Raw genomic sequence first — 13,522 nt, 5'->3', positions numbered from 1 at the left:
TTGATCGGAAACATAAGAATATGTTTCCGATCAAAAAATCTTAGAATGTCTGGTTGCCACTGCCGATATCGCCGAGCGTGCGCAACGAGATGTTGAAGCCGATGCCGTGCGAAGCCTTGTCCTCACCGGGATTACGCGTCTGCGTATATGCCATCATGTAAGTGAAGCATTCGTCATCATAGGCAAGGCCGGACGATGCACGGACGAGGGTATTCGACACGAGATCGTAAGTGCCCGAGCCGAAAACACGCCAGTTCGCATTGACCTTGGCCGAAGCGGTGCCGCTCACTTCCTGACGCAAATCATTATAGCCATAGGCTGGTTGTGGCGTGATATAGGCGTATTGCGCCGTGAGCGTCAGCTTTTGCCAGCTCTGCTGCACTTCCAGTTCACCGCGACGTACCGACAGGCTGTCCTTATCGAAGCGACCGCGTGCAGCCAGCGCCAGACCGGTCGAATTGGACGTGCCAATCATCGCAACATAGTCCGAACGTGCGCTGTCGAGACCCGAATCCGCACCGACATTCACGAAGTCGCTCGTTGCATAGGAATTCAGGCCGCCCAGCTGGAACGACTGCCCCGCCAAGGCGTAGAGCGCCCAATCGCTGTTGTTGAAGCTGCCGGAGTAGCGGAAGCCGAGATTGGCGCGCGTGCCGCCTTCAACGCGGTCATAACCAGAGAACTTGTCGCGCGAGAACAGGTTCGTCGCGTCGAAGACAAAGCTCTGTGCATCTTCGTTCGGCAATTCACCAGCATAACGCTCATTGTTGCGCACATAGATCTGCGCAATTGGTTCGAGGATATGCGTTGAACTGGTGCTCGAGAACAGGATCGGCCAGCGCAATTCGAGGCCCGCAGTCGCCATGGCGCGCAGTGCTTCGGAGCGTACGACGGCGTCTGTGTATCCAGCGGAGGAAAGATCGAGATTCGTATTGGCACCAATTGCATCGGCACGCAATGCGAGCAATGGCGTAATAACCAGGCCGGATGGCGTGATGTAGGTACGCTTCCATTCCGCTTCACTCGTTAAACGAGCACTTGTTCCACCAAAACCCGGTACACGAGGGTAGCGAGTACCCAAAGGCGTCACATTATCGTTGTCGCGATAAAGCGCTTGCAGATTGGTGTTGATGCTCAACTCGCCGCCATAAACAGATTCAGGCAGCGTATAGGAATAATCCAGACTTGGAAAAACCCAAGGCTGCTTCGAATGTATCTCGTTTGGATCGCCCGGCAGAAGGGACTCCTGCACATTGAAGCGATAGAAATTCAGATCGAAGTAATTACGGTTGTTGATACCGGTCAGGTAAATCTTCGAAACCTGCGTTCCGGCGTTATATCCTTCGATATTATAGGTGCGGCTGAAATTACGGTCGCTTTGGGCCATGACGTCCCAGCCGTAACGCCAACGGGAATTGATCTCGAAATCACCTTTCGAGGACACCATGCCGCGGTTGTCCACATCGCGATCAACCGTCGCGACATCAAACTCACCGGGTTTGGCCTGATGCATGCCTGCGATACGCAGGTTATAGGTGCCGTTTTCAAGGCGATGGCGCCACTCGGCTTCGGTCAGGAAGCCCTGCTTCGTGTAATAGGTCGACGAAAGGGTCACGTCGTAATTCGGTGCAAGAGCCCAGAAATAGGAGTTCTTGATGCCGAAACCGAGATCGTCCTTATAGGCAAAGCCCGGGAACAGGAAGCCGCTCTTGCGCTTGACCGTTGGGTCAGCCATTTCAAACGCCGGGAACCAGGCCAGCGGAATGCCGAGAAACTCGAACTTGCCGCGCTCGAACCGCACCGTCTTCGTGGTGCTGTTCCAGATGATCTTGCGGGCCTTGATTTGCCACAGAACAGGCCTGTCGGGGTCTTTCTTACACGCTTCGCAAGCCGTGTAGACGCCGTTATTGAATGTCGTGATTTCGCCGTTGCTGCGCTCAGCACTTTCGGCGGCAAAACGCGTATTATCCGTCGTCTCGACGCGCAGGCCATTGACGAAGCCGTCGCGGAAACTGTCGGTGACATCCATGTGATCGGAATAGATTTTGTTGCCGTCGCGTTCGACAACTTCCACATTCCCGGTCGCCGTCATGCGTCGGGTTTGCTGGTTATAGGTCACCTTATCGGCGACAAGGCGGTTGCCGTCATACTCGATCTTGACCCGACCCTGAGCGGTAACGGTGTTCACATCGCGATCATAGACAAGCTCATCCGCCTGCAGAAGCATCCGTGCATTCGGATCGCTCTGATAATTGGCTCCCAATGCGTCCTGCGCCGAAGCGGGCGAGGGCATGACTGCGACAGATATGAAAGGCAAAGCAAGGACGCACGCCAAGGCGGTCCCGCGCGAGAAGCGCGTGAGCAGCTGGGGCAATACCATGCGGGTGTTACTCAAACCCACTAACCATCCTCCTTATGCAACAAAAAGGAGACACCAAAGAATGTCGCAATAATCACAGGAACCCAGGCAGCTACAAACGGCGGGACGAATCCCGCATTGCCGAATGCTTTGACCAGTACCGAAACGACATAAAGCATGAAGCCAGCGACAACGCCACCCAGAATCATCGCGCCGGACTGGCCGAAACGCACAAATTTCAGGGACACTGTTGCAGCAATGAGCGTCATCGCCATCAGAAGCGCAGGCAAAGCCAGAAGTGACTGGTATTGCATGTCAAATGCGTTTGCTGAATAGCCGAATGAACGCGCGACTTCGATCTTGCGTCGTAGTTGGGTGAAGGGAATCGTATCGGGAGAAGCGAGCTTCTCTTCGACATATTCGGGTCGCAGCTGCGTGGGGATCGCAAAACTGTCCATTTTCTTGGGCTCTTCGCCGCGCGCGAATCGCGTCACGTCGGTAAGCTGCCAATGACCATCCATCAGCTGGGCCACGCGGGCGTCGTAACGCACGCTGATATTCTTCTGGCTGTCGAACTGGATGAATGTCGCGTCGGCCAGCCTCGCGCCCTGATCCAGAATGCTCTTCGCGCCGATGATGGTTTCGCCTTCGTCGGTCTTCTGGCGAAGCCATGGATCGCGCAGCGCGGAAACATCGGTCACTTTGCCGTTTTTCCATGTCGCCGCAATTTCCTCAGCCTTGGAGAAGCCATAGGCCGCCAGCGGATTGAGCACCAGAATCGTCGCGACGCCGAATAGCAGCGCGCCGAAGCAGGCGGGCAGCAGAAATTGCCAGGCCGAGACACCAACCGAACGCGCGACGACCAGCTCATATTTGCGGTTAAGCGAAATCAGCGTCGCCATTGCGGAAAACAGCGCCACGAATGGAATCATCTGCTGCATGATAAACGGCACGCGCATGGCGGAAAGGCCAAGCGCCGCCCACACCGTATAGTCAGGCAGATTGGAGAGTTTGCTGGCATTCTCGGTGAAGTCGAGAAGCATCGAAAGCGCGAAAATGCCGAGCAGAAAATAGAAGGTGATCTGCACGTAGCGCGTGAAGAAGTATCGACCGAGCGTCCAACCGATCATGCCTGACCTCCCGCATTGCCGCGGAAGCGGCCCGTCACGCGATCATAAAGATCGGAAACAAACTTCCGGAGACGGTCGAAGCTGTCGAGCAATCTGTCGTTCCACTTGTTGGGCAGCCCGATGCTGCGCCCGGTCGCCAGCGCAAAACCGGTGAAGAGCATGACGGCAATCGGCACGAAATACATCACGACAATATAGGATGCGTCCTTGTCTGCGCGATCCGAGGCGAAATACCCGGCCCAATAGACGAGAAGGGCGGTGCTGATGGCCGAAAACGATGCGGACACCCGTGCTTCACGATGCGAGCGGGAATCGCCGGCGAAAGCCAGTGCGATCATCGCAAAGACCACCGGATAGAGCCATTGTGTCAAACGGCGATGCAGTTCCGCCTTATAACGCAGCGGGCGCGTTTGCAGGATCGGATCGTTCGGGTCCGGATTGAGCAGATAGGACAGCGGACGGTCCTTGGCATAAATCACATAATCGTCGCCGGCAGAGGCAAACTGGCTGAGGTCGAAAGCATAGGAATCGAATTTGATGATCGAAACCGTGCCATCGGACACACTGCGGCGCTGCACTTCGCCATTCTGCATGAGCAGCATGTTGGCGCCGGTCTCCGTCGTGGCGATGCCACCGTCGGCTGCGTAATAGATGAGATCGAGCGACGGATCGCGGGAATCCGCGATGAACAATCCGCCAATGCTACCATCGGAACGGCGCTCGGCCACCTGAATATAGAGATTGTCAGCCAACTTGCGGAAGCTGCCTTCCTGCACGATCAGATTGACGAGGTCGGCGCTGGCATTGGCGATCATCGCGCGCATGTTCATGCGCGCATAAGGATCGACATAATTGGCGACGAGAAACGAAACGATGGAAATCACCGCCGCAAGCATCAGAATCGGGCGCATGACAGCACTGCGCGGCGCGCCCGATGCATTGATGACGACAAGTTCGGAGTCCTGGTTCATCGTCGAGAGCGTCTGGGTGATGGCGATGATCAGTGCAAAAGGCATCACCAGCGGGATGGCGGACGGGATCAGCAGCGAACTGAACTGAATGATCGTCTGAAAAGTCTGTCCGCTGGTCGTCAGAAAGTCGATGCGCTGAAGCACCTGCACCGTCCACGTAATGCCCACCGCCGCGCCCAGCACCGCGAGGAACATGATCGCCACGCGGCGCAGGATGTACAACTCTATCAATCGCATAGGTGGAGTTTACATCCCGGTTCCGTTGAAGGAGCCCATTCACCATTTTGGAACGGCACTCGCAATAATGAACTTAATCTAATGCCGCTTGGCTAAGATTGCCCGAATAAACGCAGTTAACAGATTACTAAAAGCGAAGCGCTGGCGCTAGCTGTTGTCTGTTAAAAGGATTGAAATGTCCGAGGCAACATGTTTCTGCGCAACAGCTGTTGGAATGACCGAGGGTGTGACCAGAATATCGATTGCATGTGATGGCGCTTCACCCAAGTTAACGCAAAACTGATAAGGAAGGGCTTGCACCCTTGCTGTTTCGCCATATTCGTCTCACATGAGTGATGAAAAGTCGCGACACAATCGTGTCATTTGTTCATCGGCCATCGGTTTGGAGTTATCATGTCTAAACGTCCTTCGATTTCTTTCAGCGCGTTTGAAGCACCCGAAAAAGGCGCAGCCATCGTTCTGGTTGCCAAAGGCGGAGGCTTCGCTGAAGAGGCGGCGCAGGCTGTCGGTGGGGCGGAAAAGATTGCGCGCATCCTCGAAATCTCGGATTTCACCGGCGCATTGGGCAAGACTGCTGAAGCAATCGAAACGACGGCTGGCGGCATCGACAAGATTATTCTCGTCGGCGTTGGCGAGCCGGGCAAGCTTGGCAATGACGACTGGCTGAAGATCGGCGGTGCGGCATTTTCGCGAATCGGCAAGTCCGAGCGCGCGACTGTCACGCTGGCTCTGCCGGAAACGACGATTGCGGGCGACGAAGCTGCCGATGTGGCGCTTGGCATGATTCTGCGGTCCTACAAGTTCGACCGTTACAAGACGCGCAAGAACGAGGAAAACGCCGAGCCGAAACACGCCGCGAAGATCACCATCAACGTTGCCGATACGCACAGCGCGAAGAAGGCCTTTGAAGTGGCTGAAGCCATTTCCGATGGCGTCATTCAGGCGCGCAATCTCGTCAACGAGCCGGCCAATGTACTCGGCCCGGTGGAGTTTGCCGAAGAAGCGGAAAAGCTTGAGAAGCTCGGCGTGAAGATCGAGATTCTCGGTGAAAAGGAAATGAAGAAGCTTGGCATGGGCGCGCTTCTCGGGGTTGCGCAAGGATCGGTGCGCCCGCCGCGTCTCGTCGTCATGGAGTGGCAGGGCGCGAAGGGCAAGGAAAAGCCCGTCGCATTTGTCGGCAAGGGCGTCGTGTTCGACACGGGCGGCATTTCGATCAAGCCCGCTGGCGGCATGGAAGACATGAAGGGCGATATGGGTGGCGCGGCAGCCGTAACGGGCCTGATGCGCGCGCTGGCCGGACGCAAGGCCAAGGTCAATGCGATTGGTGTGATCGGCCTTGTGGAAAACATGCCTGACGGCAATGCGCAGCGTCCAGGTGACATCGTCACCACCATGTCTGGCCAGACCATCGAGGTTATCAACACCGATGCGGAAGGCCGTCTGGTGCTGGCGGATGCGCTGCACTACACCAATGATCGCTTCAAGCCGCGCTTTATCATCAATCTGGCCACGCTGACCGGCGCGGTCATGGTTGCGCTCGGCCAGTATCATGCAGGTCTGTTCTCCAACGACGATGAACTCGCTGACCAGCTTTACGATGCCGGTCAGGCGACGGGTGAGAAGTTGTGGCGTCTGCCGCTCGGCGCCGAATATGACAAGATGATCGATTCGAAATTCGCCGATATGAAGAACAGCGCCGGTCGTTACGGCGGCTCGATCACCGCTGCTCAGTTCCTGAAGCGCTTTGTCGGTGAAACGCCGTGGGCGCATCTCGACGTGGCAGGCACAGCAATGGGGTCTCCGGCAAATGAATATAGCCAGACCTGGGCTTCCGGTTACGGCGTGCGTCTGCTCGACCGCCTTGTCCGCGACCATTTCGAAAGCTAAACTCTTTTTGAAACAAGAAGATGGGGCGGGAATGTGAATCATTTTCTCCGCCCCGCTTCGCAGACAGTTCTGGGAAGTGCATGGCAGAAATCCTGTTCTACCATCTGACGGAATCGACACTCGACGAAGCTCTGCCGGGCCTCGTCGAGCGATCGCTTGGGCGCGGCTGGCGCGTGACGGTGCAGACCGTCAGCGAGGAAAGGCGGGATGCGCTGGACAATCTGCTGTGGACCTTCTCCGACACGTCCTTCGTTGCCCACGGCACCGATGCGGAACCGAACCCGGAGCTGCAGCCTGTCCTGCTGACGACGACCGAAAACAATGCCAATGGCGCAACCGTCCGCTTTCTGGTGGAAGGCGCCGGGCTGGAGCAGGTCGGCAATTTCGAACGGCTTGTGGTGATGTTTGACGGTCACGATCAGGACCAGCTCGATATTGCGCGCGGACAATGGAAAGCCTTCAAGGCGGAGAACCACGATTTGACTTACTGGCAGCAGACGCCGGATCGCCGCTGGGAGCGGAAAGCCTGATGCGTCCGGTTTTTGTTGCGATGATCGTGGCGGGCGTCGGGCTTGGCTTGGGCTACCCGTGGTATATGCGCCATTTCACCGGCAGCGAGATCGGTCGCTGGACAATGCTGGAAAACCGGCAGAGCGGTTTCAAGGTGCAGCAAGTGCGCCTTGAAACGGGCGATGCGCCGGTGCGGGTCTTCATCGATGCCACGCCTTTGCCGGGCTATGTGCCTGCAGAACGCCGGTCCGCGCTGACGCTTGCCGTCAGCCGCGACGGCCAGCCGGTTCTGTCGCAGGGGCTTGATTTCGTTTCGAACAGCAGCTCCGTCAATACGGACCGCCCGCAGGACGGGACGCCGCTGCGCCAGAGTGCGGGCGATATTGATCCGGTCATCCCCGGCCAATATGCGTTTCGTCTTGTTCAGGGCAATACGGACGGCCTGCAAATATCGAAGGCCGATCTGGTTCTGCGCCGTGGAGCGGAAACACCGGACGAAACCTTTACCACCATCGGTCTGGTTTTGGGCGTGCTGGGCGTCTATGGCCTGATGCGCACCCGTCTGCGCCGACAGAGCTGATCCTATGCAGCTTGTCCGGCACCATTTCAGACCGTTTGCTTTTGCTTCTTTTGTCGGCTGTGGTGGCATTGTTTCCGCTTGAGCGGCTTGGCGTTTTCGGCTCGTCTTTTGAAGGATCGAGCGGATACGTCGCGGTCTATTTCGGATTTCCGATCCTGACCGTCATTTTCGCGGTTCTGGCAGTCCGCTTCGGGCCAAGACCGTTGCCGGTCTGGGCGCGCATCGCCGGATGGGTGCTGCTGGCGCTTGTGTTCGCTCTTGGATTTATCGGTTGAGCAATGGCGGATTAATCCGCCATCGCCTCTTCATATTCCGATGAAAGCTCCAGCCATTTTTCTTCCGCGCTCGCGAGCGCGGATTTCGCATCGCTCATATCCTTGTTGATGCGAATGGCTTTCTGAGGCTCTTTCTCGTAGAGCGCCGGATCTTCCAGTTGAGCGGCGAAAGCTTGAATCTGTTTCTGCAGTTTCTGCATCAAGCTTTCGGTTTCCTTGATCTTTTTCTGCAAGGGCGCCATGGCTTCACGCTTTTGCGCGGCAAGCTTGCGCTGCTCCGCCTTGTTGACCTTCGGCCCTTCGTCACGTTCGGAAGCCGGTTCACCCTTGGCGTCGGCCAGAACGATCTGGCGATATTCATCAAGATCGCCTTCAAACGCTTTCACGCCGCCCTCGCGCACCAGCCAAAGCCGTTCCATCGTGGCTTCGATCAGATGGCGGTCATGCGCGATCAGGATGACAGCACCGTTGAAGGCGTTGAGTGCGTGGACCAGCTCTTCGCGACTGTCGATGTCGAGATGGTTGGTCGGTTCGTCGAGGATCAAAAGGTTTGGACCGTGGAAGGTCGCAAGTCCCATCAGAAGACGCGCTTTCTCCCCGCCAGAAAGATCCTTGGCGGGTGTCAGCATCTTTTCCGTCGAAAGCCCCATTCGCGCCACGCGCGAGCGAACCTTTGCTTCGGGCTCGGTCGGCATCAGCTTGCGCACATGTTCGATGGCGTTGTCTTCCGGCACCAGATCGTCCAGCTGATGCTGTGCGAAAAAGGCCACCTTCAGATTGGGTGAAATGGTCAGCGTGCCGTTTTCAGGCTTCAACCGGCCCGCGATCAGCTTGGCCAGTGTGGACTTACCATTGCCGTTTGATCCCAGCAGCGCGATGCGGTCATCATTATCGATGCGCAGCGTCACATTGCGCAGCACCGGCTTGCCCGGCACGTAGCCGACATCGGCGTGGTCCAGCGCGATGATGGGCGAGGCGGCCTTCTTTTCCGCGTCGGGAAAGCTGAACGGCTGCACATGGCTCTCGACATAAAGGTCGATCGGTTTCAACCTCTGCAACGCCTTGAGGCGGGACTGCGCCTGCTTGGCCTTGGTGGCCTTGGCGCGGAACCGCTCGACAAAGGATTCCATGTGCTTGCGGTGCGCTTCCTGCTTGGCATGGGCCTTTTGCTGCAATTCCAGCATTTCATGCCGCTGCCGCTCGAACTGATCGTAATTGCCGCGCCAGAAGCTGATTTTCTTCTGGTCGAGATGCATAATCGAGGTCGTGGCCGAATTCAAAAGATCGCGGTCATGGCTGATGATGATGACTGTGTGCGGATAACGCTTCACATAGTCGACCAGCCACAGCACGCCTTCAAGATCGAGATAGTTGGTCGGTTCGTCGAGCAGCAGCAGGTCCGGTTCGGCAAACAGCACCGCAGCCAGCGCCACGCGCATGCGCCAGCCGCCGGAGAAGGCCGACGCCGGGCGCCGTTGCGCTTCCGCGTTGAAGCCGAGACCGGACAGGATCGCGCCTGCGCGCGCTTCGGCTGAATGGGCGTCGATATCGGCAAGCCGCGTGTGAATTTCTGCGATGCGATGCGGGTCGGTCGCTGTTTCGGCTTCCTCCAGAAGCGCGGTGCGCTCCTTGTCCGCCTTCATGACGATTTCGATCAGCGCTTCCTCGGTGCCGGGGGCTTCCTGCGCCACCTGACCGATGCGGGTGTTCTTCGGCACTGATACGCTGCCGGTTTCCGGCGCGAGATCACCGGTGATCACCCGAAACAAGGTGGACTTTCCGGTGCCGTTGCGACCGACGAAACCGGTCTTCGACCCAGCTGGCAGCGTCACGCTGGCATGATCGATCAGAAGGCGTCCGGCGATGCGGACGGAAATGTCATCGAGAATAAGCATGGACAGGCTTTTGCACGGCTCCGGGCGTTTCCGCAAGTATCAACATAGATCAGGCGAAGCGGCGACCGCCTTCCGTGCGCTGGAATTGCGAGAGATCAAGCGATGGGGCGCTGGTGCCGAGCCGCGTCAGAGCCGCATGGATCTGGCCGCGATGGTGGGTCTGGTGATTGAACAGATGCGCAAGCGAAGGCGCCAGTCGCTGGCTCATCGTGCGCATGTCGGAAACGGTCGTGTAGGTAAAGCGCCCTGCGAGCTTGTCGGCGTTTAACCCTTCGGTATAGCGGCAGATGCGCTCATCCTCGGCATGGCGCAGATCGCGCAGCGTGATGAAATTGTCGGTGATGATGGCGTCGAGTTGCTTTGGATGGTCGCCTTCGCCGGTAAAACGCTTCATCCAGATGCGGTCGGTAACCAGGAGATGGTTGAGCGTGCGATGGACCGAGCCGAAAAACAGGCCGAGATCCAGCCGGTATTCTTCATCGCTCAGATCGGCAGCGGCTGCATAAAGCAGTTCGTTCGCCCAGCGATTGTACCACGCAAACATTTGAAAATGCTGTTCCATGCAATCCCCCGCTATCTGACAGCCTGAATCAGAATGGCGTTATCTATGCCTTCAAATTTCTGCCGTCTCAAGCCGGTAAACGGGTGGCGATGCTCGCTAGCTCTTGGCAATCAGGCCTATCGACGGTATAGAGCCTCACTTTTCTAAAATTTCCCAGCAAACAAGGTGTCATAATGGCAATCGAACGTACCTTCTCCATGATCAAGCCCGACGCGACCCGCCGCAACCTGACCGGCGCAATCACCGCCAAGCTTGAAGAAGCTGGTCTGCGTGTTGTCGCTTCGAAGCGCGTCTGGATGAGCCTGCGTGAAGCACAGGGCTTCTACGCTGTTCACAAGGATCGTCCTTTCTTCGGCGAACTGACTGAATTCATGTCTTCGGGCCCGACGATCGTTCAGGTTCTCGAAGGTGAAAACGCAATCGCCAAGAACCGCGAAGTCATGGGCGCCACCAACCCTGCAAATGCAGACGCTGGCACGATCCGCAAGGAATTCGCCCTGTCGATCGGCGAAAACTCGGTTCACGGTTCCGACGCTCCGGAAACCGCTGCCGAAGAAATCGCTTACTGGTTCTCGGGCACCGAAATCGTCGGCTAATCCGATCCGCATGCATGAGAAAAGCCGGGCTCGCGCCCGGCTTTTTTTGTATCTTTTCTCAAATCAGATCAGAGATTTTGCGCCAGTGTCGCGATCTCTTTGCCTTCCTGATCGAGAAGGACGAGCTTGCCTACCGTATCAATCTTGTAGGATCGCGTTCTGGTCAATGTGTCGAGGAACTTGCGTTCCTGGTTCATGAGTGCGGGTGGACACTGCATGTAGGTCGATCCGACCTCGGCAAAGGAAATATTCTCGCCCGTCACCGTGGCTTTGCTGAAATAACGATTGCAGCCGCCCGAACCGCTGACGGATCCATCGGAGGTGACGGTCAGTGTGGTCTGGGCATTGTCGATCACGCCGCCACCCTGAATGTCTTCTGCCAGCCAGTCCTTGCCTTCAATACCGATGGACACGGCTTCGTCGGCGCTCTTGCGAACCATGACGACGCGCATTTCCACCGGAGCACCGGGATTGGCCGGATCGATGGTGTAATTCTGGTCATTGACGAACCAGAGCGTATCGCCAGCCGTGATGCGGGCCTGCAAGGCGTAGGTGTGGCCGGATTGAATCTGATCGGTGTCGAAATTAATCGCGAAGGGGATCGGCGATCCTTGCGCGGATTCAATGCGAGTTTCGGCAATCGTTGTGGACGGCGCATCGGCAAGCGAAATATCCGCAAGCTGCACGGTCAGCTTGGCCTCGGGGGGCAGGGCAATGCGCTCACGATACATGACCTTGCCACTGACAGTCTTTTCCGCAGCAATGCTGCTGGTCGGCATGGACGTGGTCAGAAACAAGGCGGCGCCACCAAGCGCGCCAAGACCGACCACAAGGGCCGCCGCAATGGAAAGAGTGCTTTTCAGTAGTTTTCGCATTCTTAAAGTCCGAAACCTGATTCCTGCACAGTCGGGGAGAATCCCCGTCGTGACAGTGTTGCCGTGCCCATTGCTCCGTTCGCGATCCATATCTGACGGGAGCCTGATTCACTCCGCTGACAGTAATGAAATCTTCATGTGAAAATTGTGGCAGCACAAGTAAATGCGACCCAAATTACCCTTTATTTTAGGGGTTTAAATAGTTAATTCGCACTTAAAGATAAACGCAGTTTTCAGCAAATAGATCAGCGCACTGTTTGGACGGCTCAAGTATCGCGCGACTTGCCCCATCGTTGCCGACTCAAATCGTCGTCTGCCTTGGCCTCTACCCACCCATCCGCAGTGCCATCGGCGAGGTGTTCGCGCTTCCAGAACGGTGCGCCGGTCTTCATGAAATCCATCAGGAAAGAGGCGGCCTCGAAGGCGGCGAGGCGATGCGCGGAAGCGGTCGCGACAAGGACGATATTGTCGCCGGGCTTGATGAGCCCATAGCGATGAATGACGGATATGCCGAGAAGCGGCCAGCGCGCCATCGCCTGTTCGGCAATGCGCCTGATCTCGGCTTCGGCCATGCCCGGATAATGTTCAAGTTCAAGCGCAGAGAGGCGGCCATTTTCGTCCCGGCAAAGCCCGGAGAAGGTGACTATGGCCCCGATATCCTTGCGCCCGTCGCGAAGCTTTTCCACTTCCGCCGCCGCGTCGAAATCATCTTCGCGAACGCTGACGAACAGCGGGCAAATTGGTTGCCCGCTCATCTCAGCCACCCGTCATGGGCGGGAAAAGTGCTACCTCGTCGCCGTCCTGAATGCATTCGTGGTGTTCGGCATGTTCCTGATTGATCGCCGCGCGGATAACGTCGCCATGTTCGAAAGCGGCTTCATATTCTTCGCCGTGGGTTCTCAGCTGGCTAATGAGTTCGCCGACCGTCACTTTCGGGGCAGGGAGGACGATGAGGTCCTCATCCTTGCCGATTTTCTCCCGCACCCAGGCGAAATAGACGACTTTAACGCTCACGAGCTTAATCCATCACGTGCTTCAGGCCTGCCTTGAAGTAATCCCAGCCCGTATAAAGCGTGAGGATTGCCGAAATCCACAGCAGGACAATGCCCAGTTCCGTTACATAGGGCATGATTTTATCACCGGCAGGGCCAGCGAGCAAAAAGGCCAATGCAACCATTTGCGCTGTGGTTTTCCACTTCGCAAGACGCGAAACCGGAACGCTGACTTTCAGTTCCGCCAGATATTCACGCAGGCCGGAAACCAGAATTTCGCGACACAGGATGATGATCGCCGCCCAGAGCGTCCAGCCGGCGATGGTGCCATCGGCGGCCAGAAGCAGCAGAATGGCGGATACGAGAAGCTTGTCTGCGATCGGGTCAAGCATGCGACCGATGGTCGAGGTCTGCTTCCAGATACGGGCAAGATAGCCGTCGAAGAAATCGGTGATGCTGGCCACGATAAACAGGCCAAGAGCGGTCCAGCGCGCGAAGTCGCTGGATTCGAGGCGCCCCTCCACAAAGAAGCACAACACCACAAGCGGCACGGCGACAATCCGTCCATATGTGAGGATGTTGGGCAAGGAGAGGGTATGTTTGTTCTGCATTGTTCCGCCGTAACGTTATTTTGTGCACATCAACAGGGATGA

The 13,522-nt window shown here is 57.0% G+C and carries 14 protein-coding genes; 5 read left to right on the top strand and 9 right to left on the bottom strand.

Translation table 11 applies throughout. From position 1 onward, the window contains the following. Positions 1-40: 40 nt before the first annotated feature. The 3 genes from QLQ11_RS04845 to lptF are packed head-to-tail and all read right to left on the bottom strand — an operon-like array spanning position 41 to position 4,697. Positions 41-2,380, bottom strand: coding sequence for an LPS-assembly protein LptD (locus QLQ11_RS04845; RefSeq protein WP_283736115.1), 2,340 nt, complete (start codon positions 2,378-2,380; stop codon positions 41-43). 20 nt (positions 2,381-2,400) lie between these two features. After that, positions 2,401-3,489 carry an LPS export ABC transporter permease LptG gene (lptG, locus tag QLQ11_RS04840; RefSeq protein ID WP_124915599.1) on the bottom strand — a complete coding sequence of 363 codons (1,089 nt, stop codon included), beginning with the start codon at positions 3,487-3,489 and terminating at the stop codon, positions 2,401-2,403. Next, positions 3,486-4,697, bottom strand: coding sequence for an LPS export ABC transporter permease LptF (gene lptF, locus QLQ11_RS04835; RefSeq protein WP_121535607.1), 1,212 nt, complete (start codon positions 4,695-4,697; stop codon positions 3,486-3,488). Before lptF ends, lptG begins: the two co-directional genes overlap by 4 nt. 393 nt (positions 4,698-5,090) lie before the next feature. On the opposite strand from lptF, the gene QLQ11_RS04830 reads away from it, so the two are divergent. From QLQ11_RS04830 to QLQ11_RS04815, 4 genes are all read left to right on the top strand, one after another. Beyond that, a complete protein-coding gene (locus tag QLQ11_RS04830) occupies positions 5,091-6,584 on the top strand; it encodes a leucyl aminopeptidase (protein WP_319080384.1) in 1,494 nt (497 codons plus the stop codon). Positions 6,585-6,664: 80 nt separating this feature from the next. Then, on the top strand, positions 6,665-7,114 hold the full coding sequence (locus QLQ11_RS04825) for a DNA polymerase III subunit chi (protein WP_283735788.1): 450 nt from the start codon (positions 6,665-6,667) through the stop codon (positions 7,112-7,114). Beyond that, positions 7,114-7,674, top strand: coding sequence for a type IV secretion system effector BspB (gene bspB, locus QLQ11_RS04820; protein WP_121535613.1), 561 nt, complete (start codon positions 7,114-7,116; stop codon positions 7,672-7,674). The genes QLQ11_RS04825 and bspB overlap by 1 nt, the downstream gene beginning before the upstream one ends. A 35-nt stretch (positions 7,675-7,709) precedes the next feature. Next, positions 7,710-7,949 carry a hypothetical protein gene (locus tag QLQ11_RS04815; protein ID WP_371835924.1) on the top strand — a complete coding sequence of 80 codons (240 nt, stop codon included), beginning with the start codon at positions 7,710-7,712 and terminating at the stop codon, positions 7,947-7,949. 11 nt (positions 7,950-7,960) lie between these two features. Here QLQ11_RS04815 and QLQ11_RS04810 read toward each other — a convergent pair whose 3' ends face one another. Beyond that, positions 7,961-9,844 (bottom strand): ABC-F family ATP-binding cassette domain-containing protein, encoded by a 1,884-nt coding sequence (locus QLQ11_RS04810; RefSeq protein ID WP_283735790.1) that lies wholly within the window; start codon positions 9,842-9,844, stop codon positions 7,961-7,963. A gap of 49 nt (positions 9,845-9,893) precedes the next feature. Further along, entirely contained in the window at positions 9,894-10,406 is a 513-nt protein-coding gene (locus tag QLQ11_RS04805) for a DinB family protein (RefSeq protein WP_109368675.1), read from the bottom strand. 173 nt (positions 10,407-10,579) lie between these two features. On the opposite strand from QLQ11_RS04805, the gene ndk reads away from it, so the two are divergent. After that, a complete protein-coding gene (gene ndk, locus QLQ11_RS04800) occupies positions 10,580-11,002 on the top strand; it encodes a nucleoside-diphosphate kinase (RefSeq protein ID WP_109368676.1) in 423 nt (140 codons plus the stop codon). A 68-nt stretch (positions 11,003-11,070) separates the two neighbouring features. Here the strand turns inward: ndk and QLQ11_RS04795 are convergent, their stop codons facing one another. The 4 genes from QLQ11_RS04795 to pgsA form a co-directional block, all read right to left on the bottom strand. Further along, positions 11,071-11,877 (bottom strand): YbaY family lipoprotein, encoded by an 807-nt coding sequence (locus QLQ11_RS04795; RefSeq protein WP_121535619.1) that lies wholly within the window; start codon positions 11,875-11,877, stop codon positions 11,071-11,073. Positions 11,878-12,143: 266 nt separating this feature from the next. Further along, complete coding sequence (locus tag QLQ11_RS04790; RefSeq protein ID WP_283735791.1) at positions 12,144-12,632, bottom strand: molybdenum cofactor biosynthesis protein MoaE; 489 nt, start codon at positions 12,630-12,632, stop codon at positions 12,144-12,146. Between the two features lies 1 nt (position 12,633). Then, positions 12,634-12,891 (bottom strand): molybdopterin converting factor subunit 1, encoded by a 258-nt coding sequence (gene moaD / locus QLQ11_RS04785; RefSeq protein ID WP_283735792.1) that lies wholly within the window; start codon positions 12,889-12,891, stop codon positions 12,634-12,636. A gap of 4 nt (positions 12,892-12,895) precedes the next feature. After that, positions 12,896-13,480: a CDP-diacylglycerol--glycerol-3-phosphate 3-phosphatidyltransferase gene (gene pgsA, locus QLQ11_RS04780; RefSeq protein WP_078340745.1), complete on the bottom strand. Its 585-nt coding sequence runs from the start codon at positions 13,478-13,480 to the stop codon at positions 12,896-12,898. Positions 13,481-13,522 lie beyond the last annotated feature (42 nt).

The organism is Ochrobactrum sp. SSR, assembly GCF_030067775.1.
Lineage (GTDB): Bacteria > Pseudomonadota > Alphaproteobacteria > Rhizobiales > Rhizobiaceae > Brucella > Brucella teleogrylli.
Note: the sequence above shows the minus strand (reverse complement) of the source record. Positions and strands in the feature narration are given on the sequence as shown.

What these genes read in the sequence shown, in the direction of transcription:
- QLQ11_RS04790 (WP_283735791.1), bottom strand. Translation starts at nt 12,632, where the DNA reads ATGAGCGGGCAACCAATTTGCCCGCTGTTCGTCAGCGTTCGCGAAGAT.
- bspB (WP_121535613.1), top strand. Translation starts at nt 7,114, where the DNA reads ATGCGTCCGGTTTTTGTTGCGATGATCGTGGCGGGCGTCGGGCTTGGC.
- QLQ11_RS04825 (WP_283735788.1), top strand. Translation starts at nt 6,665, where the DNA reads ATGGCAGAAATCCTGTTCTACCATCTGACGGAATCGACACTCGACGAA.
- QLQ11_RS04830 (WP_319080384.1), top strand. Translation starts at nt 5,091, where the DNA reads ATGTCTAAACGTCCTTCGATTTCTTTCAGCGCGTTTGAAGCACCCGAA.
- QLQ11_RS04795 (WP_121535619.1), bottom strand. Translation starts at nt 11,877, where the DNA reads ATGCGAAAACTACTGAAAAGCACTCTTTCCATTGCGGCGGCCCTTGTG.
- lptG (WP_124915599.1), bottom strand. Translation starts at nt 3,489, where the DNA reads ATGATCGGTTGGACGCTCGGTCGATACTTCTTCACGCGCTACGTGCAG.
- QLQ11_RS04810 (WP_283735790.1), bottom strand. Translation starts at nt 9,844, where the DNA reads ATGCTTATTCTCGATGACATTTCCGTCCGCATCGCCGGACGCCTTCTG.
- lptF (WP_121535607.1), bottom strand. Translation starts at nt 4,697, where the DNA reads ATGCGATTGATAGAGTTGTACATCCTGCGCCGCGTGGCGATCATGTTC.
- QLQ11_RS04845 (WP_283736115.1), bottom strand. Translation starts at nt 2,380, where the DNA reads ATGGTATTGCCCCAGCTGCTCACGCGCTTCTCGCGCGGGACCGCCTTG.
- ndk (WP_109368676.1), top strand. Translation starts at nt 10,580, where the DNA reads ATGGCAATCGAACGTACCTTCTCCATGATCAAGCCCGACGCGACCCGC.
- pgsA (WP_078340745.1), bottom strand. Translation starts at nt 13,480, where the DNA reads ATGCAGAACAAACATACCCTCTCCTTGCCCAACATCCTCACATATGGA.
- QLQ11_RS04805 (WP_109368675.1), bottom strand. Translation starts at nt 10,406, where the DNA reads ATGGAACAGCATTTTCAAATGTTTGCGTGGTACAATCGCTGGGCGAAC.